Genomic DNA, 23,916 nt, shown 5'->3' with positions numbered 1-23,916 from the left:
CAGGAGTAAATTCACCATGAACAACCGCCAACCAGGGCGCCCGATGAAGGCTAAACCGCGTATATTAGCCGCTGCCAGCGAGTTGTTTTTGACTCAAGGGTTGGATATTTCGTTGGATGTGATTGCCACCGAGGCCGGCACGACGCGGCAAACGCTGTATAACCATTTCCCCGGGAAAGATGCACTGGTGCTGGAGACCTTCAATTACATGAAGGACATGATGCAGCCCCCGATCAACGCGATTCTGGCGGGTGATACGCAGGATATTCCTTTGGTTCTGATGCGTTTTGCGACCGTGGTGCAGGATCATTTTTTCCAAACCAAAAATCTCCATTTTCAGCGATTATTGATCCAACTGTTACAGCAGCGTCCGGAGTTATACGCTACGTTGCAACAACGCGATTCTGGGCGTGTATTGCAAGGATTGGTCTCGTTATTACAACAGGCACAACAACGAGGAGCTTTGGACGTCAAAGACGTTGAACTTCAGGCCAAGGCGTTTTTGGGGGCCGTGATGGGGTACCCATTACCTGCGGCGTTGTTGACTGACGACATACCGGATAAGGCCCATTTACACCGGTTGGCGACAACTACGATTGCGCTATTTTTGCGTGCATGGGGTTATCAGGACGTCATATCTACCGAAAATGTCAGTCGCCAATGAGGCCGATTACCCGCTTGCTCAATCCACGCACGGTACGCTGTCGGGGGGACCACTGACAGCCAAAAGGCGAGACCGCCGGGATTATCTGCCAGCACGGACAGCTGCCAATGGCCCGGGTGCAGCCTAAACAATGCCCGCACAGCACTTTTACCAATGCCGTATTTGCGACAGGGTTTAGTGATGTAGAACTCTGCCATTTCCATTGTCGGGGTGGGATCCAACGTGCGGACCAAAGCAAACCCTGCTGGCTGTTCCTGATTTAAAATCAAATAGGGATACCGGCCGTTTTCGCGCCAATAATGTGACAAATGCGGGTAGTCGACATCTGCGCCTAATTCTTGCAGGTAGTCGGGCAGCATGACCGCCAGCAGTGGTTGTTCCTCACGGGTTGCCAGCCTGAGATTAAGATTCATATCACCTCCTAAAAGGAATAGGCCGCCTATAGGCGGCCTGTGAAGGTTAGTCCAGATTCAATCGGGCGGTGAGGGTTGCGATTTCCCCGCGCCACTGTTGCTGCAAGTGCATTTTTTGATGCTTAGGCTTACGGGCCAGATCCTCTTGCAGTTTGCTTTCCAGTTCAAACAGCGCGGCAAGAAGCATTTCTTCGTCATCATGGTGTAACTCACTGGTGGCGATAGCTCTGTCCGGCGTTGTCATTGCCACTACCTCAGGTGTTTCAGCCATTCGGGAGTAGACCGGTTCCAGATCGTGCCATTCTTCCAATTGCTGGTTATCAATCAGCAAGAAACGGTTACAACTGCTCTCGATCAACATCCGGTCGTGAGTGACCAACATCACGGCGCCTTCAAACTGTCGCAGGGTATCGGCCAGTTCTTCCTTACCTTCCATATCCAAATGGTTGGTCGGTTCGTCGAGTAACAATAACGAATGGTTAGCCAGTGTCAGTCCGACAAACAGCAGGCGCGAACGCTCACCGCCGCTCAGTGTACTGATACGTTGTTGATGACGCAGGTAAGGGAAGCCGGCACCAATCAGGGCCATTTTCCGCTGTTCTTCGGTCAGTGGCGCGAAATGGGTTAATGCTTCGCTCAGCGTGTCGTTATCGCTCAGTTGTTGCAGGCTTTGATCGTAATAACCGAGGCGCACCCGAGGATGGAAAACCGCGTCCCGGCGGGTCGCACCTTGGTATTCCCGCCACAAATGATGCAGCAGTGAAGACTTGCCACAACCGTTACGTCCGACGATGGCAATACGATCACCGCTTTTGATCCGCAACTGCTCCAGACGGAACAGCACCGGTGCATGAGCAGCCGGACGGACGTCCAACTGCGGCAAGGCCAGCAGGCGATCGGCATCGAGTGCCTCACCTTTAAGCCTAAGCCGCCATTGGCTGCCCGCAGTCAACGTAGTTTGCTCTTCTTTCATCCGATCAACGCGTTTTTCCATTTGTTTAGCCTTGCGAGCCAGGTCTTCGTTATCGTAAACCTTGCCCCAAATGGCCAATCGATGGGCGCTTTTGGCTACCCGGTCGATCTCCTTCTGCTCGGCCTGACGGCGATGCGCATCTGCGGCATCCTGTTCCTCTAACGCCTTGCGAGCTGCAGAGCAGGGTAAGCGGAAGAATTGCAGCGTGTTGTCGCGCAAAATCCAGGTGCAGTTGGTGACCTGATCCAACAGGTAGCGATCGTGAGAGACCAGTACAAAGCTGCCAGACCAGCTTTGCAAGAACCGCTCCAGCCACAGCAAGGTAGGAAGATCCAGATGGTTGCTGGGTTCATCCAGCAGTAGCAGGTCCGGTTGGCGGATTAACGCACGTGCAAGCAGCAGACGAGTATGTTGGCCACCGCTCAAGGTGCCGGCGGTTAGCGTCCATGACGGTGGCGCAAATCCCAGGCTGGTGAGCAGGACTTCTCCCTGCCAACTTTCGCTGACGCGTTGGTTTTCTGGCAGTCGCGCCAGTACTGCATCAAGCAGTGTGCAGCCGTGCAGTTCATCAGGCAGGTGTTGTTCTACCCGTGCCATCAGACACTGGTGGGCAGGCGTCACGCTGCCGGTACTGGCAGGCAGATCACCACTAAGGATTTTTAGCAGGGTACTTTTGCCACAGCCGTTGTGGCCGATTAAACCGATGCGATCGCCTTTTTTCAGGCTGAAAGAAACCTCAACCAACAGAGGGCCGAACGCGTTGTCGAAACCGACAGATTGTGCAGATAATAATGTGCTCATTGCTTACTCAAGAGTTACAGGCATGCAAATGCCTATCGTCAAACATCGCTGACGACAACCCGGTAAGCCGGAGGGAAGGGACTCAATTTTAGTAAGCTTCGCTCAAGCCTGGGTTATCGCAGCACGATACCGGTAATGCTTGAGCGGCGGCAATTACTATAGAAGTGTGAGTAAAAAAACAATTCACACATCGGCATAGTAATCCTCCTTTTATAATGTTGGTTAATGAGTGAGCTGAGTATAAAACGCATTGGTAGGTTATGCCACTGTGAATCATTCGAATTATCAGTAGAGTAAGCGGAAAAGCGGGCTGTAATTCAACATGTTGGACGCCGCGTGGTTCGACGGCATCAATAATCGTGCTGAATGGGAGTAATACTGATATTTAAGCGGAGATTAAGCAGTTATCATAACTACAGTTTATGATTAGCCAGGCGGGTCGGTGAATACCGACCCGCCTGCTTCGTCTGTCTATCATGCAAACGTCGAGCACCGAATTTATGTTAAAGCCCCGTCAAATTGTGTTTTTCCTGCTTCTACTGCTTGGCTTGCAGTGGGCGCCGTTGACCAGTGTTGCCGCACAGGATGATACTCCGGTTGCCGAAAGCCCACCGGACAGCGCGGCTGCCCTGAAAAACTTCCAGAAGCAGTTAGACAGCATTAAACAGCAGGTTTCGAAGGCGGGTAACGATAACCAACTCAGCAAGTTGAAGTTGGCGACTGACGATCTGGCGGCAGGCCTGGAGAAACTGGCTACCGACCTGCAACCGGCGCAGGAGAAGCTGCAGGGGCAATTGGACGTATTGGGTCCGCAACCTGCTGCTGGGGCGCTGGCTGAAACCGCAGCCGTGGTGCAACAACGTAATGCGTTGAATAGCAGCAAAAAACAACTCGATGATGCTGTAAAACGGGCGCAGGCCATGAAAGCCAGCGTGATCGACCTGGGACAACAAATCAGCGATCTGCGCCGTGTGGCGTTCAAAACACAGTTGGCGTTGAACACGGGGAGTGTGCTGGGCGCCAAGTTTTGGTCGCCTGTGGTGCAACCTTCCGACAGTGACATGCAGCGATTGGATGAGTTTAATGCTGCAATGAAACAGGCCTGGGATGCCAGTTGGCAAGAGGACTCGCGTTACGGCACTCTCGGTTTACTGGTGCTGGCCGTGGTTATCTGGTCATGGGGGCGTTACTTCTCCGAGCGTTTTCTGGCTTGGGCCAGCATTCGTTTTCTGCCTGACGGGCGTTTGCGCCGCAGTTTTATGGCGATGATGACCGTCACCGTCACCGTAATCACCACCAGTATCGCGTTGAATTTGCTGTATCTCACGTTCACCCGCGTAGAGCCGCTGCCCGTGATGCTGGAAGATTTCGCCGAAGGTTTTTACCGCTTAGGGATCTTTTGTGCGCTGATTGCCGGACTGGGTCGTGCGTCGTTGTCACTTAACCGTCCTTCATGGCGTCTGGCTTCGCTGGATGATGCCGTTGCCGCCGGGCTGCGTTATTTCTCACCACTATTGGCCGGGTTGGCTCTGGCGTTTGGTTCCGTAGAGCTGATCAACAATGTGGTTAGCGCCAGCCTGGCAACCACCATCTTCGGTAATGGTTTGGTCGCTGGCTTAATCGGCATGGTGTTACTGGCGATGCCGCTGCGTTCTCAGCGTATCCGCCGTAAGTTGGAACAGCAGGGCGAACACGTAGAGAAACGTTCTACTATCAGTGGATTGCTGCACATGAGCACCCTGGTATGCTCGATAGTGATCTTATTTTCATTGTTAGTGGGGTATATCGCTTTCGCCCGTTTCCTGACCTATCAGGTGATCTGGATAGCCCTGGTATTAATGGCGTTTTATTTTCTGTTGCTGTTCGCTACCGATTTGTGTGGCGCAATTTTTTCGCCGCAGACCGCCAGCGGCAAGATGCTCAAAAAGTCCTTTAACTTTAAAGACCGTCATCTGGAACAAATGGCAATCATCTTTACCGCCATTGCCAAATGTTCTCTGCTGTTGTTGATGATTGTCTCGCTGTTTAACGGTTCTTTCGGTACCACCACGCCCAACTCGCTACTCGATAAAATTATCGCCATCCTGAGTGGTGAAGGGCTGCAACGGCTGAATATTGTGCCGGGTAATCTGATTAACGCGGTAATTTGCCTGGCTATTGGCATCTATATTCTGCGGGTGACGCAGCGTTGGCTCAGTCAGGAGTTACTGCCAAAAACCATTTCAGACATCGGTATTCGCGCCTCGTTGGTCACGTTATTCAGTAACGTTGGTTATGTGTTACTGATCCTGATCACTCTGGCAGCACTGGGTATTCAGTGGAACAATCTGGCGTGGATCGTGAGTGCGTTGTCGGTCGGTATCGGTTTTGGTTTGCAGGAGATCGTAAAGAACTTTATTTCCGGTTTGATCTTACTGACCGAACGACCAGTGAAAGTCGGCGATATGATCGGTATTGGCGGTGTGGAGGGGGATGTGCGTCGTATTAACGTGCGTGCCACCGAGATCCAACTCAGTGACCGCTCGACAATGATTGTGCCTAACTCCCAGTTAATCTCACAAAACGTCCGTAATGCGACGATGGGGAATGCGCAAGGGGTGGTGACGATTGCACTGACCTTCCCAACGGATATCGATCCGGAACAGGTACGCAATATTTTGCTGAGTGCCTACCAGGAGTATGACGCTATCCTGGAGGCGCCTGCGCCGTATGTGCGTTTCAGCCAGCTCGGTCCGGACGGCATTATCCTCAGTGTGACCGGCTATGTGGCCAGTCCGCGCATGGTGGGGGCAACCAAAAGTGAGCTGTTGTTTAATATTCTCAAACTGCTGCGCGCGCAACGGGTCAATATGTCCAGCCCGCAGGAAGTGGTGTTTATGAAGCAACAGGCGAAAAATATGGCCAACGACGAAGAACAGTCGTCGTAATCGGTGGGTGGCACAAAGGCCCACCATGTACGGTGGGCCGATGTCATTCAATGCATGGCTGGTACTACAGATTGGGAGCAATCGCTGTTGGCGCTGGCGTCAGTATTATTGCAGGTCTGTGGATCATTATGCACCGGTGGTGGTGGCACGTCTTGCGGGCCACCTTTACCGATGCAGCCAGAAAGCATCAGCATCAAAAACAGGGGGATCATTGCCTTCATCTCACTTACCTCCGATCTGAACACTCTCTTAAGTATATGCACTGTAAGGCGCTGAGAGCGTCCAATCATGCGTTATAGAACGTATCTATATCACCCCGGAATAAACCAATTTCACTTTGGCCGCTCAGCGGCCCTATGCTGCGGTGGCATAGGGCTATTTTTTGAGGAGGCATCATGGAAAAACATCCGTTGGCAGCATCAGTACTCGCCGCGTTTGGCGGCGCTGAAAATCTGACCAAACTGCGTTACTGTGCCAGCCGTATTAGAGCAGAACTGCGTGATAGCTCAGGGTTGAAACGGCAAAGCATGACGCAACTGCCAGGCGTAAAAGCATTGCTGGAGGTGGAAACGCCGCAACAGACCACCGAGTATCAGTTGGTGGTAGGTCCGGGGAATGCCCGGCCGTTATACCAGGCACTGGTCGCATTGAGCGGCGAAAAATAATTACACCAACAGAGGGCGGATCTGCTCCAGGTGCTGCTGCATTAATGCCTGCATCTGCATCAGGTGGGGGGCATCCGCTTTTTCGCGCATCAGGTAAATACCGACGGTGCAGCGGTGGCTATTCTGCGTCAATTGCAGCGGTTCAATGCCGTAATCGGCAAAGTAGCCCGCCATACAGGAGGGATACGCCAACAAAATTGCATCAGAGTCATTAATCATATCTACAGCCGACATCATTGAGTTGGTTGAGCAAATCACCCGTTCCGCCAGATGCAGACGGTTCCGTGCCAGCTTTTTCGGCTGCATATCCTCCACGATATGATGATAGCGGCTTTCATCCGGCGTCAGCTCAACACAGGGGTAATCCAGCAGCGCATCCGGGCCTACCGGTTTGCCCAGCAGCGGGTGCCCACACCGGACAAACATACTGTCAGAGGTACTGAATAGCGGCAAAAAACTGATGCCGGCCTTGGGGTTCAATCCCTGAATTTCATGGCCGATAAACAGATCGATATCGCCTCCCAACAGCAGATCCATCAAACGCAGATGATTGCCCAGATCGATATGAATATTCACCATTGGGTGCAACTTACGGTAGGCATTGAAGCTGTCGCGCACGAACATGTACCACCACGCATGACCCGTGCCCATTCGCAGACTTTGCTCTTGGCGTGCTTTAATAAACGCCATTTTAATCAACGTATTATCGTAAATACGTTGCATCATTTGCGCCTGTTCCAGCAGCAAATCACCGTATTCGGTAGTTTTCACGCCCGTAGAGGTGCGTTCCAGCAGTTGGACTCCCAGATTCTCTTCCAGCTTCTTCATGTTGTGGGTCAATGTTGGTTGGCTTAAACACAGTTTGTTTGCTGCATGACTCACATTTTTGAACATTGCCACTTCGATAAACTGCCGCAGAATTTTGTCCACGATCATATTTTCCACTGGTGGTATAGAAAGTTTCTATATCGTAGCGATGAAAAACGATTTCCGCCAATGACCCGCCTTCGATAGCTTGCTCCTATGCCGGTATTCCCAGTCGCCACCAGAGAGGACGCAATGAGAAGACTGATTCCGAGTATGGTTGCCGCCACATTGGCGCTGATGTCCGGTCAGACGCACGCCGATACGTTGCGGATGCAATGTGCGCCCAGCAAAGAAGGGCGCCAATATTGCAATGAGATCAAGCAGCGTTTTGAGGCTCAGACCGGCCATACCCTGGAATTTATCGATCTTCCCCCGGCCTCTGATGAAAAACTGTCGTTATTTCAGCAACTGTTTGCTGCCAAAGATGCCAGCGCAATTGATCTGTTCCAGGCTGATACCGTGTGGATCGGCGTACTGAACAAACATCTGCTGGATCTGACCGACAGCGTGAGTGACATCAAACAGGATTTCTTCCCTGCTGCCTGGCAAAACAATGTGGTTAATGGCCGGGTTAAAGCGGTACCCGCCTATCTGGACAGTGGCGCACTCTATTATCGCAAAGACTTATTGGAAAAATACGACGAGCAACCACCGGTGACCTGGGCTGACTTGACCCGTATAGCAACGCGCATTCAACAAGAGGAGCGTGCCGCCGGTCATAAAAACTTTTGGGGATTCGTGTTCCAGGGGAAATCCTATGAGGGACTGACGTGTAACGTGCTCGAATGGGTAGCCTCGCAAAACGGCGGCAGTTTTATTGATGCCCAAGGCAATATCACAATCAACAATCCACAGGCGGCACAGGCGTTAAATATGGCGGCCGGATGGATCGGCAAAATTACGCCAAAGGGCGCGCTCGGTTATATGGAAGAAGAGTCCCGGGCAGTGTTTCAAAATGGGGATGCGCTGTTTATGCGTAATTGGCCCTACGCCTACGTATTGGCGCAGGACAGCAGCAGTGCCATACGTGGCAAAGTCGGTGTAATGCCGCTACCGAAAGGCGCAGAGGGTGAATCCGTCAGTGCATTAGGTGGCTGGCAGTGGGCAATCAACGGTTATACCAAAAATCCCCAGGCGGCGATCGCGCTGCTGAAAATTGTCAGTGATGCTGAATCGCAAAAGAGGGCGCTGGCATTAATGGGCCAGGCACCTTCACGGGTCGCGTTGTATGACGATCCGCAAGTCTTGGCGCAGGCGCCTTATTTAGCCGATTTCAAAAGTATCTTCGCGCAGTCGATGCCACGTCCGGCGACCCAAACCAAAAGGCAGTACGCCCAGGTATCGAGGGCGATCTACAACGCCACTTTTAACGTATTACGCGGAGATAGTGACGGTGTCACGGCCGTGGCGGATTTACAGCAGCGACTGGAACGGATTAAAGCCAGAGGATGGCGTTGAAGGCAGTGCAATCACCCATTAACCGCTGGAGTCTGATGCATGAAACGCGATACGCACGCTTTATCCCTAACGGCCACCCCAGCACCAAAGGTGGTACGTTCCGCCAGACGCAGCAAGCTGAACCACCAGCAACGGCGTAGTCGCATCGCCTGGTTATTGGTGGCCCCGGCAATGTTGTTGCTGGCCGCAGTCGCAGGCTGGCCGCTACTGCGCACGCTGTTTTACAGTTTTACCGACGCCATGCTGGATGCGCCAGATGAGTACCGCTTTGTCGGTTTCGCCAATTATCTGGACCTGGCCGAAGGGGGGCACCATTACGGCGTGCTGGCGGATCCACTGTGGTGGTTGGCCGTGGGAAATACGCTGCGGTTTAGCTTGCTGTCTGTGTCATTGGAGCTGGTATTTGGCATGTTGTTGGCGTTGCTGATGCATCAAAAATTTCGTGGGCAAGGGTTGGTACGTACCGCCATCCTGGTGCCTTGGGCTATCCCGACCATTGTGTCCGCCAAAATGTGGGGGTGGATGTTCCATGATCAGTACGGTGTGGTGAATGACCTGTTGCTCAAGACCGGGATCATCGCGACCCCATTGGCCTGGGTGGCCGAGCCGGGGTTATCAATGTGGGCGGTGGTAATTGCCGATGTCTGGAAAACCACGCCCTTTATGGCCTTGATGCTACTGGCAGCGCTGCAACTGATTCCAGGTGATTTATACGAAGCTGCGCGAGTCGATGGTGCCAATGCCTGGCAGCGGTTTCGCCGTATCACGTTGCCCCTGATTATGCCGGCGATGATTGTCGCACTGATTTTTCGGGTGATGGACGCATTGCGGGTGTTTGATCTGATCTATGTGCTGACCTCCAACAGCGAGGCTACGGTGTCCGTGTCCGGCTATGCTCGCGATCGCATGGTCAGCTATCAGGAGATGGGATCCGGTTCGGCTGCCTCCGTGCTGGTATTTATGATGGTTGCGGGTATCGCTGCGTGTTTCCTCACGTTGGGGCGCCTGAATGACAAGGGGAAACAGGCATGAAACTGAACCGCCAACAGCAACACTACGGTCATAAAATGCTGATATTTGCCAGCGCCACATTGGCCAGCGTGATCTGCCTGTTCCCGTTCTACTACGCGCTGATCACTTCACTGCGCTCGGGGCAGGATCTGTTCCAGGTTGCTTATCTGCCAAGCAACCTGCATTGGGGCAATTACGTGACAGCGTTGATGGATAACGGCATTGCCCGCAGCCTGCTCAATTCCATCGCCGTGGCAACGTTGACGGTGGGCATTTGTTTGTTGGTCTCTATTACCGCCGCTTTTGCCCTGGCACGTATTCGTTTTCGCGGTCGTAAATACCTGCTGTTCACCATTTTGTGCGTCTCGATGTTCCCGCAAGTGGCAGTACTGTCCGGCATGTTCGAGTTGGTACGTTTTATGGGGTTGTATGACTCACTCGGGGCGTTGGTATTGTCCTATACCACCTTCTCATTGCCATTTACCGTTTGGGTGCTGACCACCTTTATGAAAGCGATCCCGGCAGAATTGGAAGAGGCGGCAATCGTCGACGATGCAAGCACCTGGATCATCATCACCCGTATCTTTGCGCCAATTATGGGACCGTCGCTGGTGACCACCGGGTTACTGGCATTTATCGGTGCCTGGAATGAGTTCATGTTTGCCCTGACGTTTGTCATCTCCAGCGGCAAGCGCACTGTTCCTGTGGCAATCGGCATGTTGCAGGGCGCCTCTCAGTTCGAACTTCCCTGGGGCACCATCATGGCGGCCTCGGTCATCGTCACACTGCCGATCATCGCACTGGTTCTGATTTTCCAGCGCCGTATCGTCAGCGGATTAACCAACGGCGCAGTAAAAGGCTGATTTTCGATTAACCCTGAAGCAGGAGAAAAGCAATGGCTACAAAAATCGTTTTAGTGGGGGCGGGCAGCGCGCAATTCGGCTACGGCACACTTGGGGATATCTTCCAGAGCAAGACACTGTACGGCAGTGAGATTGTGCTGCATGACATCAACCCTGCGGCACTGGCGGTGACCGAGAAAACCGCCCGAGACTTTTTGGCAGCGGAAGATCTGCCCTTTACAGTCAGCGCCACGACCGATCGTAAAACCGCACTGAGCGGTGCGGAGTTTGTGATTATCTCCATCGAGGTGGGCGATCGCTTTGCGCTGTGGGATCTCGACTGGCAAATCCCGCAGCAATATGGCATTCAGCAGGTGTACGGTGAAAATGGCGGTCCTGGCGGCCTGTTCCATTCACTGCGGATTATTCCACCGATCCTCGATATCTGTGCTGACGTTGCCGATATTTGCCCAAATGCCTGGGTATTTAACTACTCCAACCCGATGAGCCGCATTTGTACTACCGTGCATCGTCGCTTCCCGCAGCTTAATTTTGTCGGCATGTGTCACGAAATAGCTTCTCTGGAACGTTATTTACCGGAAATGCTCGGCACCACGTTCGAAAATCTGTCACTGCGTGCTGCCGGGTTAAACCACTTTAGTGTCTTGCTAGAGGCCAGCTACAAAGACAGCGGTAAAGATGCGTATGGCGACGTGCGTGCCAAGGCACCGGACTATTTTTCCCGTTTGCCGGGCTACAGCGACATTCTGGCCTACACCCGTACTCACGGCAAATTGGTGCAAACAGAAGGCAGTACCGAGCGTGATGCGCTGGGTGGCAAAGACAGTGCCTATCCTTGGGCTGATCGTACACTGTTTAAAGAGATCCTGGAGAAGTTCCATCACTTGCCGATCACCAGTGATAGCCACTTTGGTGAGTACATTCGTTGGGCAAGTGAAGTCAGTGATCATCGCGGTATTCTCGATTTCTACACCTTCTATCGCAATTACCTGGGGCATGTGCAGCCGAAAATCGAACTGAAACTGAAAGAGCGTGTGGTGCCGATCATGGAAGGGATCCTGACCGATGCCGGCTATGAAGAGTCGGCGGTTAATATCCCCAACCTTGGGTTTATTAAACAGTTGCCGGAATTTATTGCCGTCGAGGTGCCGGCCATTATCGATCGCAAAGGTGTGCATGGCATAAAAGTGAATATGCCAGCAGGCATTGGTGGTTTGCTCAGTAATCAGATTGCTATCCACGATCTGACCGCCGATGCGGTGATTGAAGGCTCGCGCGATCTGGTGATCCAGGCGTTACTGGTGGATTCGGTCAACGACAAATGCCGCGCAATCCCCGAACTGGTCGACGTGATGATTTCACGTCAGGGGCCGTGGCTTGATTACTTGAAATAAGCCGGATAACGGGGCGTGAACTTGCGCCCCGTGAGATGCCTATTGTGGTGCGAACGGGAGGGGTATGGCGCAACTAACGCTAGAAAAACTGCAAAAACGCTATGGTGCTAATGCAGAGGTTATCAAGTCATTGGATCTGCATATCAATAGCGGGGAGTTTGTGGTGATCGTGGGCCCATCCGGCTGTGGAAAATCCACCTTGTTACGGATGATAGCGGGGCTGGAGGAGATCAGTAGCGGTGGCATGTATATCGATGGGAACTACGTCAACGACGATACACCGGCAGAACGCGGCATTGGCATGGTGTTTCAGTCTTACGCGCTTTATCCGCACATGAGTGTCTATAAGAACATGGCGTTTGCACTGGAATTAGCGGGCCATTCGGCAAAAGAGATCGACCGACGAGTGCGTGAAAGCGCCCGTATTTTGCAACTTGAACCGCTGTTGGAACGTCGGCCAAAAGACCTTTCGGGTGGACAACGGCAGCGGGTCGCGATTGGCCGCGCCATCGTGCGTGAGCCCAAACTGTTTTTATTCGATGAACCGCTATCCAACCTTGATGCTTCCTTGCGGGTACAGATGCGCATGGAAGTGGCGTCGCTGCACAAGCGGTTAAGATCGACCATTATTTATGTCACTCACGATCAGGTCGAAGCCATGACGTTAGCGGATCGTATTGTGGTGCTGAATCAGGGGCATGTTGAACAGGTAGGAACGCCGCTGGAACTGTACGATCAGCCGGCCAATGAATTTGTCGCCCAGTTTATTGGTTCGCCCAAGATGAACCTGATTCCGGCAATTCTGCACCGCGCCGGTGAGCGTCAAAGTGTAGTGGAACTGGACAACGGTAAGGCATTGATATTGCCGATCGCTACACCCACTGAGGCCGAGGGGCAAAGTGTCAACGTTGGTATCCGACCGGAGCATATTCGCGGCGGAGAGCAGGCACAGTGCGAGTTTCAGGGGGAAGTGATGTTTGTTGAGCATATGGGCAATGAAACCTATCTCTATCTGGATAACGGCAATGCCAGCGAACCCTGGGTATTGCGTAATCCTGAACGTTCGACTATTCAGGCCGGTGATACCGTGGGCGTTCGCCTGCCGGTGGAGTGTTGTTATCTGTTCGATCGCCAGGGGCGGGCATTTCAGCGCATTCTGGCGTCAGAACAGACGCATTAATTGATTAAAGGAAATGGGTATGGGCGACGGACAAACGGTGCGGTGGTGGAAACAGGCGGTGGTTTATCAAATCTATCCACGCAGCTTTATGGATTCCAACGGGGACGGTATTGGCGATCTGAATGGCATTACGACCAAGCTGGATTATTTGCAATGGCTGGGCATCGACGTGATTTGGATCTGTCCGATGTACCGCTCGCCAAACGACGACAATGGCTACGATATCAGTGATTATCAAGCCATAATGACGGAATTTGGCACCATGGCGGATTTTGACCACCTGCTGGCGGAAGTGCATGCGCGGGGCATGCGGCTCATACTTGATTTGGTGGTGAACCATACCTCGGACGAGCATCCGTGGTTTATTGAGTCCCGATCATCCCAATCCAGCGCTAAACGTGACTGGTATATCTGGCGCGACGGTAAAAAGGGTGCAGAACCCAACAACTGGGAAAGCATTTTTAACGGTTCTGCCTGGAAGTATGATCCCGGCAGCGAGCAATACTTTTTGCATCTGTTCTCAGAACGTCAGCCGGACCTGAATTGGGAGAACCCACAGGTGCGTGCGGCACTGTATGACATGATGCGCTGGTGGCTGGATAAGGGTATTGATGGTTTCCGCATCGACGCCATCTGCCATATGAAAAAACAGCCGGGGCTGACCGACATGCCCAACCCACAGGGCCTACGTTACGTTCCGTCGTTCGAACGACACCTTAATTACGACGGCCTGCTGGATTATGTCGATGACCTGTGTGAACAGGTGTTTAACCGCTATGACATCATGACCGTGGGGGAAATGAACGGTGCTTCGGCGGAACAGGGTGAAGATTGGGTGGGCGAACAACATCACCGGTTGAACATGATCTTCCAGTTTGAGCACGTCAAATTGTGGGAAACCCGGCATCAGCAGACGCAGGATGCCGGGATGGACGTTATGGGGTTAAAAAGCATTTTTACCCGCTGGCAGACATTATTGGAAGGCAAAGGATGGAATGCGCTGTATGTCGAAAATCACGATATTCCCCGCGTGGTATCGAAATGGGGCGACGATAAGCACTATTGGCGTGAAAGTGCCACCGCCATCGCAACGATGTATTTTTTGATGCAGGGAACGCCATTTATCTATCAGGGACAGGAGCTGGGGATGACCAACACTCGCTTCGACAGCCTGAGCGATTTTAACGATATTGCTGCCAGAAATCGCTTTGCCATGTTACGTGAGCAGGGGATGGATGAGGCGCAAATCCTGGCGTTTTTGGGGCGCAGTGGGCGTGACAACTCTCGAACGCCGATGCAATGGGACGACGGACCAAACGCCGGTTTCAGCTGTGCCGAACCGTGGTTTGCGGTAAATGCGAACTATGCACAAATCAACGTGGCCCGTCAGCGAGAAGAATCGGATTCTGTGCTTAATTTTTATCGGGCATTAATTCGACTACGTAAACAGGATCCCGTATGGGTCTATGGCCGTTACCAATTACAGTTGGCGACGCACCCGCAAATATACGCCTATACCCGCACCCTGGACGAACGGCAGGTATTGGTGCTGTGCAATTTGAGTAGTAAATTACTGCAAATAGCGCCACACGTGTTGGCATTGGAAAAGGGGCAACGGTTATTAGGCAATTATTGTCATGATGAGGAGCAACAATTCCTTCGCCCTTATGAAGCCAGGATATACCAATGGCCAGACAATCTCAGTATTGATTGAATCATTAAAAATTTCCCCCGAATGCAGTGATTGTGTTCGGGGAATAACCTTCAGAAATTTACCTATAATTCATCACAACTCTGCAATAGGTACCACATCAGAGAGCCGTTCACCCAGCCAACGTCTTATACTAAAAATTAAAATATAGGCTGACTACCCAGAAAGTTCAAAACTCCTTTGACAAAAACGACGAAAATTAAAAATCCTAACCCCAAGTGTCTGATCAAAAACCGCACGAAAAGCGCCTTTTTGAACTTGTCATTATTCCTCTTTTTTATCGGAACAGGTTGTGCTCGTTTTATTGTTGTCAATTAAGTACGTGTTCACGGCGCATATTGCATCCAGCCACGAGAAAATTTTGGATAATGTGCTCACGAAAAGGTGAACTGGGCCAGTGAGTACTATGTTGAATATCAAATCTTGCAAAATGTTGAAGACGATGACGTCAGTGAGCAGAATCTATACAGATCTCGTGATGTCGCGGGATGCGGGTTCCATTGGTTATGTGCTTAAATTTTTATGTCATTGATGTTAAAGGATTATATTTTCATTGTGGTGTATTTTATTGATGGGGCCTAGCTGCAATGGAGCTTAAACGAAAGTGAAGTTTTATGATTTTTTTACGATTTCACTTTTAGTTTTACATTAACAACGCTCGTGCGTGCTTTGATATTATCTTTTTTCACATGCCAGAATGCCGCTTTAGCGCTAGTCTGGTCAGGCAATGTCTCATTAAGGATGATGCTATGTGGAATATGGAGATTAACATAGGGACATGTTATGAACTCCTTTGTTAACCTATTTGTTTTATTTCCTCGAGATTCTTTTCCTAAGCATTCTTTTTTTATGACTCTGCAACGTCTATTTAAAATGAAAGTGAGTTATCAAAAGTAAGATATGTTGGCTCTTTTATGAGCGAGAGATGACGGAACACTGTAACCATTATAATAATCCTGCCCTATGACCGTCATGGTGTGACGTCTGGGTTGAAGGGTAATGGTGTCGATTTTAATTGGGCATTTAGTTTTGATGGGTAATTATCCTAATGTCATGAATGATTGCATTTCCGTTATTTTCAAGACTAAAAATAGAGCGCTATAAATCTAAGTATTCACTCAGGAGCACACACAATGAACCAGTGTTTGGACTTTATCGGTATTGGCATCGGTCCGTCCAACCTCAGTATTGCGGCACTTGGAAGCGAAATCGCAGGGTTTAATTGCAAATTCCTCGAGCGTAAACCGCATTTTTCTTGGCATCCAGGCATGATCCTGGCGGACTGCAGTATGCAGACCAACTTTTTGAAAGATTTGGTGACGGCCGTTTCCCCAACCAACCCTTATAGTTTTCTCAACTATCTGGTGAAAAGAAAGAAATTCTACCGCTTCCTCAATACAGAACAACATACGGTGTCGCGTGAAGAGTTTGCCGATTATCTCAGTTGGGCTGCAACGGGCTTGGATTCGTTAGCGTTCAATCAGGACGTCCACGCAGTGAACTTTGATGAGAATCAGCGGCAGTTTGTTGTTACCACCCAGAACGATGTGTTTTACGCGAAGCATGTCTGTGTAGGTATTGGCAAAAAAATCAAATTGCCAGACTGTGTGACCCAGCAAAATGATCAGTGTTTTCACGCCAGCGAAATGATGTTCCGCAAACCCAATCTGAGTGGGAAGCGCGTGGCAATTGTAGGCGGAGGACAAAGCGGTGCCGATCTGTTTCTCAATATTTTTCAGGGGGAATGGGGTCAGCCAGAACAACTGAATTGGATATCTCGGCGTAACAACTACAACGCGCTTGATGAAGCTGCATTTGCTAACGAGTACTTTACGCCTGATTATGTCGAGAATTTTTACACCCTCGGCAGCTCAGCCAAACAACACATGCTGCGTGAACAAAAAATGACGTCTGATGGGATCACCAGTGAGTCGCTTTTAGCCATTTATCGTGCCATGTACCACCACTTTGATGTCCTTCAAAATAAACGATGGGTACGCCTGCTTCCCAGCCGTTCAGTGACGGCCCTAAACACCAAAGATAATTTTTATCAGTTAGAGACGGAGCATCATCTTGATCAGGGACGAGAGGCTTTTGATGTAGACGTGGTGATCTTTGCCACGGGCTACGAACAGGCCCGCCCAGAGTTTCTTGACGCCTTATCTGAACGTTTTTCAACAACGGATGATGGGCAGTACCGTATTGCCTCTGATTTTACCCTTGAGCGAGAAGGGGCGCATGAGAACTGTTTGTTTGCCGTCAATGCGAGCATGCACCACCACGGTATTGCCGATCCTCAACTCAGCCTGATGGCCTGGCGAGCTGCCCGCATTCTTAACCGGGTTCTCGGTGAAGACCAATTTGATTTGAGTACGGCCCCGGCGATTATTCAATGGCGCAGTGAGTTATAACGGTTAATCGTTTTGACATTATTGGGCTCCTGTCGGGAGCCGTTTTAATATTTTGATCAAATGATGAGACAGGTTGTATGAGAAAACACATTAATAAATTTATCATGAATCAATTGGCAACATTTTCGCCGACCTTTAAAGCGAAATACATATACAAAAAGGCCTTCGGGAAATCGTTAAATTTAAACCCTCCGGCCACATGGAACGAAAAGATAAACTACCTGAAGCTGAACGATTACAGCAACAATGCACTGATCACGCAATGTGCAGATAAATATGCGGTTAGGGAATATATAAAAGAGAAAGGGTGCGAGGAAATTCTTAATGAACTCTATTTCGCCTGCGATTCGGTTCATGAAATTCCTTGGGATTCGTTGCCTGAAAAATTCGTGATTAAGGGCAATCACGGTTCCGGTTACAATTTGATTTGCCAGGACAAGCGCTCACTAGACATTGTGCAAGCCTCTAAAACCATTGAAAACTGGATGGAAAGTGACTATTGGAAAGTCTATGCAGAGTTAAACTATAAGAATATCAATAAAAAAATCATAGGCGAAAAATTCATCGAGTCATCGAGTGGCCACGGTCCTGATGACTATAAAATATACTGTTTCCATGGTGTTCCATACTGCACACTGCTGTGTGTGGGCAGGGATTCCGGCATGCCGAAATATTACTTCTTTGATAAAGACTTTAAATTTTTGTTTTATAGCCAAGACTGTCTGGCGCTCAGCCAGGAAGAAATTGACGCGTTTGTGAAACCTGATGGTTATGACGAGCTCTTTGAGTACGCGAGAAAATTATCTGAACCCTTTGAGTTTGTACGCGTTGATTTCTATATCTCCAACGGCAAAGCTATTTTTGGCGAGCTGACCTTCACACCTTCCGCAGGTATTGATACGGACATGCTCGAATCAACAGATGTTTTGCTCGGGAAAATGCTTAATCTGAAATAACACCGTACCCACGGATGATATTTTGTCACCCTGTGTACCCACAGGGTGTTTCTTTAGGCTCTGCTGACAGAAAAAGATTCCCCGGACAGCGTCCGGGGGATAACGATCAGAAATCTACCGTTGCCTGTAGACTCAGGCTGCGCGGTTCACCTTCAATCACACGCAGATTACCTGCACTGGACTCATAATATTCGCGGTTGAAGAGATTTTTGACGTTCAGCTTGATCTGGGTGTGTTTACCAACCAGCTTACTGTCCCATGCGATAAAGGCATCTGCCACGGTGTAGGCCGGCATGGTAAAGCTGTTTTCCGGATCGCCTGCGCGGCGGCCCACATAGCGACCACCGCCACCCAGTCGTACATCACCAGGCACCAACGGTAGCGTCATGCGATGGCTGAGATACAGGCTACCCATGTTGGTGGGCGCATTAACCAGGCGGTTACCGACGTTATCCGGGTTGAGGTTATCTTCGACGATCTCGGTTTTGTCGTAACTGTAGTTGGCGGTCAAATCCCAATTGCGTGCGACTTCTCCGTTCAGCTCCAGTTCAACGCCGGTAGAACGCGCTTTTGGAATGCTGCGAGTTACGCCGTTGATAAAGATCGACATGTTGTTTTCGTCTATGCGGTACAGCGCCAGCGTCGCATCTACCACCGGAGTCACTTGCCATTTACTGCCGACCTCGTAGGTAGTGCCGGTTTCAGGTGTAGCAACATTCCCGTTGTCATCCACGGCCGTAGATGGGGTGAAAGAACGACTGTAGTTGGCATACAGAGAAACAGCAGGCGTCAGCTTATACACCACACCGGCCTGTGGCAGGAATTTATTATCCTTATCATTCAGCGTGTTTTTTGGGTTCTGGAAGCCGTTACTGTTTTTTTGGTAGTAAGACTGGTAACGGGCCCCGAGGACGGCAATCCACTGGTCCGTTAAATGAATACTGTCTTTGGCGTAGACCGAACGACTGTACAAGGTGCTGCGTAGATTACTCAGGGCATCATTGTAAGTACTGCTGTTGGTCACAGGTGTTTCACCGTAGACCGGGTTGTACATATTAAAGGTTTTTGACACCTTACCGCGGTAGGAGTAGGCCTTGTAGGTTTCATTTTTCTCATAGTCTACGCCTACCAACAGGTCATGTTGCATGCCAAGTGCGGTCGGTGACCCGATCACATCCCAGGCGTAATAGTCGGTCTGGTGGTTGAAGCCGCGATTAGCATCCGCACGGCGCGAAACAATGCCTGTTGCGGTGTCGATCGCAGTGGCACGTACCTCATTACTGTCGTAGCGACGTTGCATCCAGGCATAGTTGAAACGGGTGGTCCAGGTGCTATCGAGTGCGTAGTCATAATGTGCGTTGAGGCGTTTGTTCTTGCCCCACGCATGGTTGGCGTAATCGTCCAGCCGACGGTTATAAGGAATATCGACAGGCTTGCCATTGATAAAGGCCGTGCCACGGTCATATGGGATGTCGTACTTGTATTCGCTGTAGGCAATGTTGAATGACGCTTTATCGCCAAACCAACTGAGCGAGGGCGCAATCAACGTATGCTCATCGGTGCCAAAATTGCGCCAGTAATCTTCGTGTTGACGTTCGGCAATAAAACGAAAAGCAAAACCATTGCCGAGTGGCCCGGTGACGTCGACAGTCCCGCTGCCGCCGCCAAAACTGTTAGTGGCACCGCTAATGCGGGTGTTCCAGTCATATTGCGGTTTTTTGCTGATGAGGTTGATGATGCCACCCGGGCTGAGAATACCATACAGCAGCGAAGCTGATCCTTTGAGCACCTCAACACGGTCAGTGGTGGCATCCATGCTCAAGCCCTGATTACTACGCACACCGTCGATGAATACTGATCCGTCCGAGTTGACACCAAAACCACGTTTGACGAACCCGTCTTCAGTGCCGCCCAGCGTGTTGCCCTGTGTCACGCCACTGACGAATTTCATGGCATCGTTGACACTTTTGACCTGGAAATCGTTAATGATCTCGGGTGTGACAACACTGACAGATTGCGGTACTTCGCTGAGTGGTGTGTTGGTTTTACTGGCAGTGGAGGCAGTATCCGTGCTGTAGCCTTCTGCGGGTAATGCGTTGGTTGTGACGGTGAGTGAATCCTCCTCTGCCAGGGCTGCGGTAAAAGGCAGTGCCGGTAAGACGCTGACAAGGAAGGGGAGTGAACGAAGAGCCTGACGCTTTTTTGTTTTATTCAGACGATGACTTTCTACCTGGTGCATACAATTCCATATCAAATTAATAAATAGAAACGATTATCATTATTATTATAATTTGCGTATGTACCATTTGGATAGTGAATGTTTGTCTGATTGTGGTGAGGACAATCAGGCGACGTCGAACACAAAACCTTTTTGCACCGCGCCGCTCTTTTACTCTTGGTAGTCTATTCTGAACATTGAACATCAATAAACAGAGGAAAATCATGAGCGAAGCGATTAAGGTCAGGGCACTGGAGCGACGAGATTTTGACGCATGGAATCGATTGTGGCAGGGCTATAACGCATTTTATGGCCGTAAAGGTCATACGGCATTGCCGGATGAGATCACACAAACAACCTGGGCGCGTTTTTTTGATGCCTATGAACCCATGCAGGGATTGGTGGCGGAATATCAGGGCGATTTGGTTGGACTAACTCATTTCATCTTGCACCGCAGCACCATCCAGCTCCAGCCCAATTGCTATCTACAAGATTTGTTCACCGTCGAAGCTCTGAGGGGAAAAGGAGTGGCGAGAGCATTGATCACGGCTGTTTATGAAAGAGCGAAAAGTCTTGGATTACCGCGTGTTTACTGGAACACGCATGAAACCAATCTGACCGCCATGCAGCTGTATGACAAGCTGGCGGATAAATCAGGCTTTGTCGTCTATCGCAAAATGTTTTGATGTCTGGCTCAGACAGATTGCGCCACGGCGGAGCGCAATCTGGCAATATCTTCATTCCATAGGGTTCTACGATCTTCAGACGAAGGGTGTACGAATCAGGCCACGCCATGACGCTACAGATTGATACATAATAGTATTTTGAAACCGTCAATTAACGGGTGCTCAGTCCGCTAAAAGTGGCAATAATGTGAGTCTGGCTGCTCACTTTACGTGCACCGCCGGGCATGATGGACGGGCTATCCGCTGCCATTGTGCAGGCAGGATTTTATCCGTACTCTTCGCAAGCTTCTGGAAGCAAGATGCACACCACCGAGTTATCTGGCGCGACAAAATTACAGCATGCAGTGATCGTTCTTTTGCTGGTGTTCGCTACCTGTATCTTTGGCATTGAAAGCCGGCCTACCGGCCTTTTGGCGACATTCTGGCCGACCAATGCCGTGTTGCTGGCCGTTCTGGTGCGTTACCCTAAACTCGCCAGCCCTGTGGGTTGGTTGATGGCGATACTGGGGTATTTGGCAGCGGATCTGATCACCGGCAGTACGCTGGACAAAGCTATATTGCTCAATGGCGCCAATATTGCGGGTGTGGCGGTCGGATTTTATCTGTTTATGCGTTTGTCGCCGCAAATACGAGCCCTGGAACGTACCTCATCCAGCATTTACCTGTTCGCTATCTGCCTGGCGAGCGCGACCGCTACAGGATTGCTGGGGGCAGGCGCTTCAGTGTTGCTGTTTGGTCGTCAATATCTGCCTTCACTGGCGTTGTGGTTGTCTTCTGAGTTCACCAATTACATCACTTTGATGCCGTTTATTCTGGCTTTCCCGGTGGACTGGAAAGGGTACTTACGCGGCATTACGCAGGCAGTGACCTTGCGCAGTCAGTGGTACAACACCTGTACAAAAGTGGCAGTGTTAATCCTGCTGACGTTGGCCTGCATCTGTAGCATCCTGATCGGGGGGCCAGGTGCAGTGATTTTCCCTATGCCAATCCTGTTGTGGCTGGCGATGACGTTCTCACTGTTCAGTACGATGATTGCCGTGTTGGCCTATGTGTTGTGGTGCCATTTGGCGATTGATCTGGGCCTGATCACGATTAATCTCGACATGACATTATTGCAAAACACGGTGTCGATGCGGTTGGGCGTGGCGCTATTGGCGCTGGGGCCAATCGCTGTCGCCAGCATGAACTTTGCCAGAAATGCCCTGTTACGCAGATTAGAGCACGTGGCGAACCACGATGCACTGACCCACGTATTAACCCGTAGCGCCTTTATGCAGCGTGGCACTCGCCTGGTCAGTCAAAAAGGGGAACGGGTTTGCATTATGATGCTGGATATCGACTATTTTAAATCGATCAATGACCGTTTTGGTCATGCTGGCGGCGATGTGGCGTTATTGTCCTTTACCCGCGCCATTATGGGCGATCTGCGCGATCAGGATCTGTTTGGCCGCATGGGCGGGGAGGAGTTCGCGATCGTCGCACCGATCGAACAACCGCAGGATGCGATGTCGCTGGCTGAACGCTTGCGCCGACGAATTGAAATTGAAGCTATTACCATGCCAGCCGGTAACCATTTGCAAATCACGGTCAGTATCGGCATGGTCACCTGTATTGGCGGTTCCGAACAGAATCTGGACAACCTGCTGAAAATCGCAGATTTAGCGGTATACAAAGCCAAAAACAGTGGCCGAAATCGGGTCGCTACGCCAGAGTTACTCCCTCGAAACTCCCCCGACCTCTGAAACTTCTCCCGACGGTGTCAATGGTTGCGCCCGCCAATGGCGTCTAAAATGGAAGAGGGCGTGGGCAACTCCGCCTGCGCCACACCGACTGTCGAACAGACAAGAGGAATCTCCGATGAAATATGTTGAAGGCTTTGTGGTGGCGGTGCCAGCCGCCAATAAGGAGGCGTACCAAAAACTGGCCGCCGCAACGGCACCCCTGTTTAAAGAGTTTGGTGCTACGCGGATCGTCGAATGTTGGGGTAATGATGTCCCCGATGGCAAACTCACTGATTTTCGCGGTGCGGTTAAGGCTGAAGCTGACGAGGTCGTGGTGTTCAGTTGGATCGAATACCCGTCTAAGGCCGTACGTGATGAGGCGAATCAGAAGATGATGACCGATCCGCGGATGAAGGCATTTGGCGATAAAATGCCGTTTGACGGTAAGCGAATGATCTTCGGCGGCTTCGAATCTATCCTGGACCAGTAGCGGAGGGGATATTGTGAAAATAACCCAACACTTGTGGTTTGAGAAAGACATGGAAGCAGCGCTACGTTGTTACATTGATCTTATCCCCGGTTCTTCCCTGACCTGGCACTCCACATTGCCCGCCGATACTCCCAGTGGCCCTGCAGGCAGCGTAAAGCTGGCGGCTTTTACGCTGGGTGATCAGCGGTATGCGGCGATAGAGGCCGGCCCGTTGGATCCGTTCAACCACAGTTTTTCCATTATGGTCGAATGCGCAGATCAGGCGGAGGTTGATCGCCTGTGGGATGCGCTGAGTGACGGTGGTCGTGTTGAGCAATGCGGTTGGCTGCGCGATCGCTGGGGGTTGAGTTGGCAGATTGTTCCCAAGCGACTGACAGAACTTATGAGCGACCCTGACGCCATGAAGGTGAGAAGGGTAACCGAGGCGATGTTACAGATGGTTAAACTGGATGTTGCGGCGTTAGAAGCGGCAGCTCGTGGGTAACAATCACACCGCATGAAGCCCCG

Annotated in this window: 21 protein-coding genes; 16 read left to right on the top strand and 5 right to left on the bottom strand. The window is 50.9% G+C overall.

All coding sequences use genetic code 11. The features are described 5' to 3' along the window. Positions 1-16 precede the first annotated feature (16 nt). Entirely contained in the window at positions 17-664 is a 648-nt protein-coding gene (locus tag SGR01S_RS01300) for a TetR/AcrR family transcriptional regulator (protein ID WP_061806304.1), read from the top strand. Here SGR01S_RS01300 and SGR01S_RS01295 read toward each other — a convergent pair. Beyond that, a complete protein-coding gene (locus tag SGR01S_RS01295) occupies positions 625-1,077 on the bottom strand; it encodes a GNAT family N-acetyltransferase (protein WP_061806303.1) in 453 nt (150 codons plus the stop codon). The two genes, SGR01S_RS01300 and SGR01S_RS01295, sit on opposite strands and share 40 nt — an antisense overlap. 46 nt (positions 1,078-1,123) lie before the next feature. Next, a complete protein-coding gene (locus tag SGR01S_RS01290) occupies positions 1,124-2,851 on the bottom strand; it encodes an ABC-F family ATP-binding cassette domain-containing protein (RefSeq protein ID WP_061806302.1) in 1,728 nt (575 codons plus the stop codon). A 500-nt stretch (positions 2,852-3,351) separates the two neighbouring features. On the opposite strand from SGR01S_RS01290, the gene SGR01S_RS01285 reads away from it, so the two are divergent. After that, complete coding sequence (locus SGR01S_RS01285; RefSeq protein ID WP_172479783.1) at positions 3,352-5,778, top strand: DUF3772 domain-containing protein; 2,427 nt, start codon at positions 3,352-3,354, stop codon at positions 5,776-5,778. Between the two features lie 47 nt (positions 5,779-5,825). Here SGR01S_RS01285 and SGR01S_RS24320 read toward each other — a convergent pair whose 3' ends face one another. Continuing rightward, the gene (locus tag SGR01S_RS24320) at positions 5,826-5,999 is read right to left on the bottom strand and encodes a hypothetical protein (RefSeq protein WP_165392866.1); all 174 of its coding nucleotides are present in this window, start codon (positions 5,997-5,999) and stop codon (positions 5,826-5,828) included. Positions 6,000-6,173: 174 nt separating this feature from the next. Here SGR01S_RS24320 and SGR01S_RS01280 point away from each other — a divergent pair, with 174 nt between their 5' ends. Then, positions 6,174-6,443 (top strand): PTS sugar transporter subunit IIB, encoded by a 270-nt coding sequence (locus SGR01S_RS01280; RefSeq protein ID WP_061806300.1) that lies wholly within the window; start codon positions 6,174-6,176, stop codon positions 6,441-6,443. On the opposite strand, the gene SGR01S_RS01275 is transcribed toward SGR01S_RS01280, so the two are convergent. Further along, entirely contained in the window at positions 6,444-7,379 is a 936-nt protein-coding gene (locus SGR01S_RS01275) for a LysR family transcriptional regulator (RefSeq protein WP_061806299.1), read from the bottom strand. 123 nt (positions 7,380-7,502) lie between these two features. Here SGR01S_RS01275 and SGR01S_RS01270 point away from each other — a divergent pair, with 123 nt between their 5' ends. From SGR01S_RS01270 to SGR01S_RS01235, 9 genes are all read left to right on the top strand, one after another. Then, entirely contained in the window at positions 7,503-8,768 is a 1,266-nt protein-coding gene (locus SGR01S_RS01270; protein ID WP_061806298.1) for an ABC transporter substrate-binding protein, read from the top strand. Between the two features lie 39 nt (positions 8,769-8,807). Continuing rightward, complete coding sequence (locus SGR01S_RS01265) at positions 8,808-9,800, top strand: carbohydrate ABC transporter permease (RefSeq protein ID WP_061806297.1); 993 nt, start codon at positions 8,808-8,810, stop codon at positions 9,798-9,800. Next, entirely contained in the window at positions 9,797-10,642 is an 846-nt protein-coding gene (locus tag SGR01S_RS01260) for a carbohydrate ABC transporter permease (protein WP_061806296.1), read from the top strand. The genes SGR01S_RS01265 and SGR01S_RS01260 overlap by 4 nt, the downstream gene beginning before the upstream one ends. A 32-nt stretch (positions 10,643-10,674) precedes the next feature. Continuing rightward, the gene (locus SGR01S_RS01255) at positions 10,675-12,036 is read left to right on the top strand and encodes a family 4 glycosyl hydrolase (protein WP_037415442.1); all 1,362 of its coding nucleotides are present in this window, start codon (positions 10,675-10,677) and stop codon (positions 12,034-12,036) included. A gap of 64 nt (positions 12,037-12,100) precedes the next feature. After that, entirely contained in the window at positions 12,101-13,216 is a 1,116-nt protein-coding gene (locus tag SGR01S_RS01250) for an ABC transporter ATP-binding protein (protein WP_061806295.1), read from the top strand. A 19-nt stretch (positions 13,217-13,235) separates the two neighbouring features. After that, positions 13,236-14,930 (top strand): glycoside hydrolase family 13 protein, encoded by a 1,695-nt coding sequence (locus SGR01S_RS01245; protein WP_061806294.1) that lies wholly within the window; start codon positions 13,236-13,238, stop codon positions 14,928-14,930. A gap of 1,130 nt (positions 14,931-16,060) precedes the next feature. Continuing rightward, positions 16,061-17,338, top strand: a complete 1,278-nt coding sequence (locus SGR01S_RS01240; protein WP_061806293.1) for a lysine N(6)-hydroxylase/L-ornithine N(5)-oxygenase family protein — start codon at positions 16,061-16,063, stop codon at positions 17,336-17,338. After that, positions 17,335-17,394, top strand: a complete 60-nt coding sequence (locus SGR01S_RS24635) for a hypothetical protein (RefSeq protein ID WP_370452812.1) — start codon at positions 17,335-17,337, stop codon at positions 17,392-17,394. The genes SGR01S_RS01240 and SGR01S_RS24635 overlap by 4 nt, the downstream gene beginning before the upstream one ends. Positions 17,395-17,415: 21 nt before the next feature. Further along, the gene (locus SGR01S_RS01235) at positions 17,416-18,294 is read left to right on the top strand and encodes an ATP-grasp fold amidoligase family protein (RefSeq protein ID WP_061806292.1); all 879 of its coding nucleotides are present in this window, start codon (positions 17,416-17,418) and stop codon (positions 18,292-18,294) included. Positions 18,295-18,400: 106 nt separating this feature from the next. On the opposite strand, the gene SGR01S_RS01230 is transcribed toward SGR01S_RS01235, so the two are convergent. After that, a complete protein-coding gene (locus tag SGR01S_RS01230) occupies positions 18,401-20,533 on the bottom strand; it encodes a TonB-dependent siderophore receptor (RefSeq protein ID WP_082797589.1) in 2,133 nt (710 codons plus the stop codon). 203 nt (positions 20,534-20,736) lie between these two features. Here SGR01S_RS01230 and SGR01S_RS01225 point away from each other — a divergent pair, with 203 nt between their 5' ends. The 4 genes from SGR01S_RS01225 to SGR01S_RS01210 all read left to right on the top strand — a co-directional run bounded on the left by SGR01S_RS01225 (position 20,737) and on the right by SGR01S_RS01210 (position 23,893). Then, complete coding sequence (locus SGR01S_RS01225; RefSeq protein WP_037415430.1) at positions 20,737-21,198, top strand: GNAT family N-acetyltransferase; 462 nt, start codon at positions 20,737-20,739, stop codon at positions 21,196-21,198. Between the two features lie 299 nt (positions 21,199-21,497). Further along, complete coding sequence (locus tag SGR01S_RS01220) at positions 21,498-22,940, top strand: GGDEF domain-containing protein (RefSeq protein WP_061806291.1); 1,443 nt, start codon at positions 21,498-21,500, stop codon at positions 22,938-22,940. A gap of 115 nt (positions 22,941-23,055) precedes the next feature. Next, entirely contained in the window at positions 23,056-23,409 is a 354-nt protein-coding gene (locus SGR01S_RS01215; RefSeq protein WP_037415424.1) for a DUF1428 domain-containing protein, read from the top strand. 13 nt (positions 23,410-23,422) lie between these two features. Further along, entirely contained in the window at positions 23,423-23,893 is a 471-nt protein-coding gene (locus SGR01S_RS01210) for a VOC family protein (RefSeq protein ID WP_037415421.1), read from the top strand. Positions 23,894-23,916: the final 23 nt, after the last annotated feature.

The sequence above is a fragment of the Serratia grimesii NBRC 13537 genome (assembly GCF_001590905.1).
Classification (GTDB): domain Bacteria; phylum Pseudomonadota; class Gammaproteobacteria; order Enterobacterales; family Enterobacteriaceae; genus Serratia; species Serratia grimesii.
The sequence above is the reverse complement of the archived record's forward strand: the minus strand, read 5'-3'. Positions and strand labels throughout refer to the sequence as shown.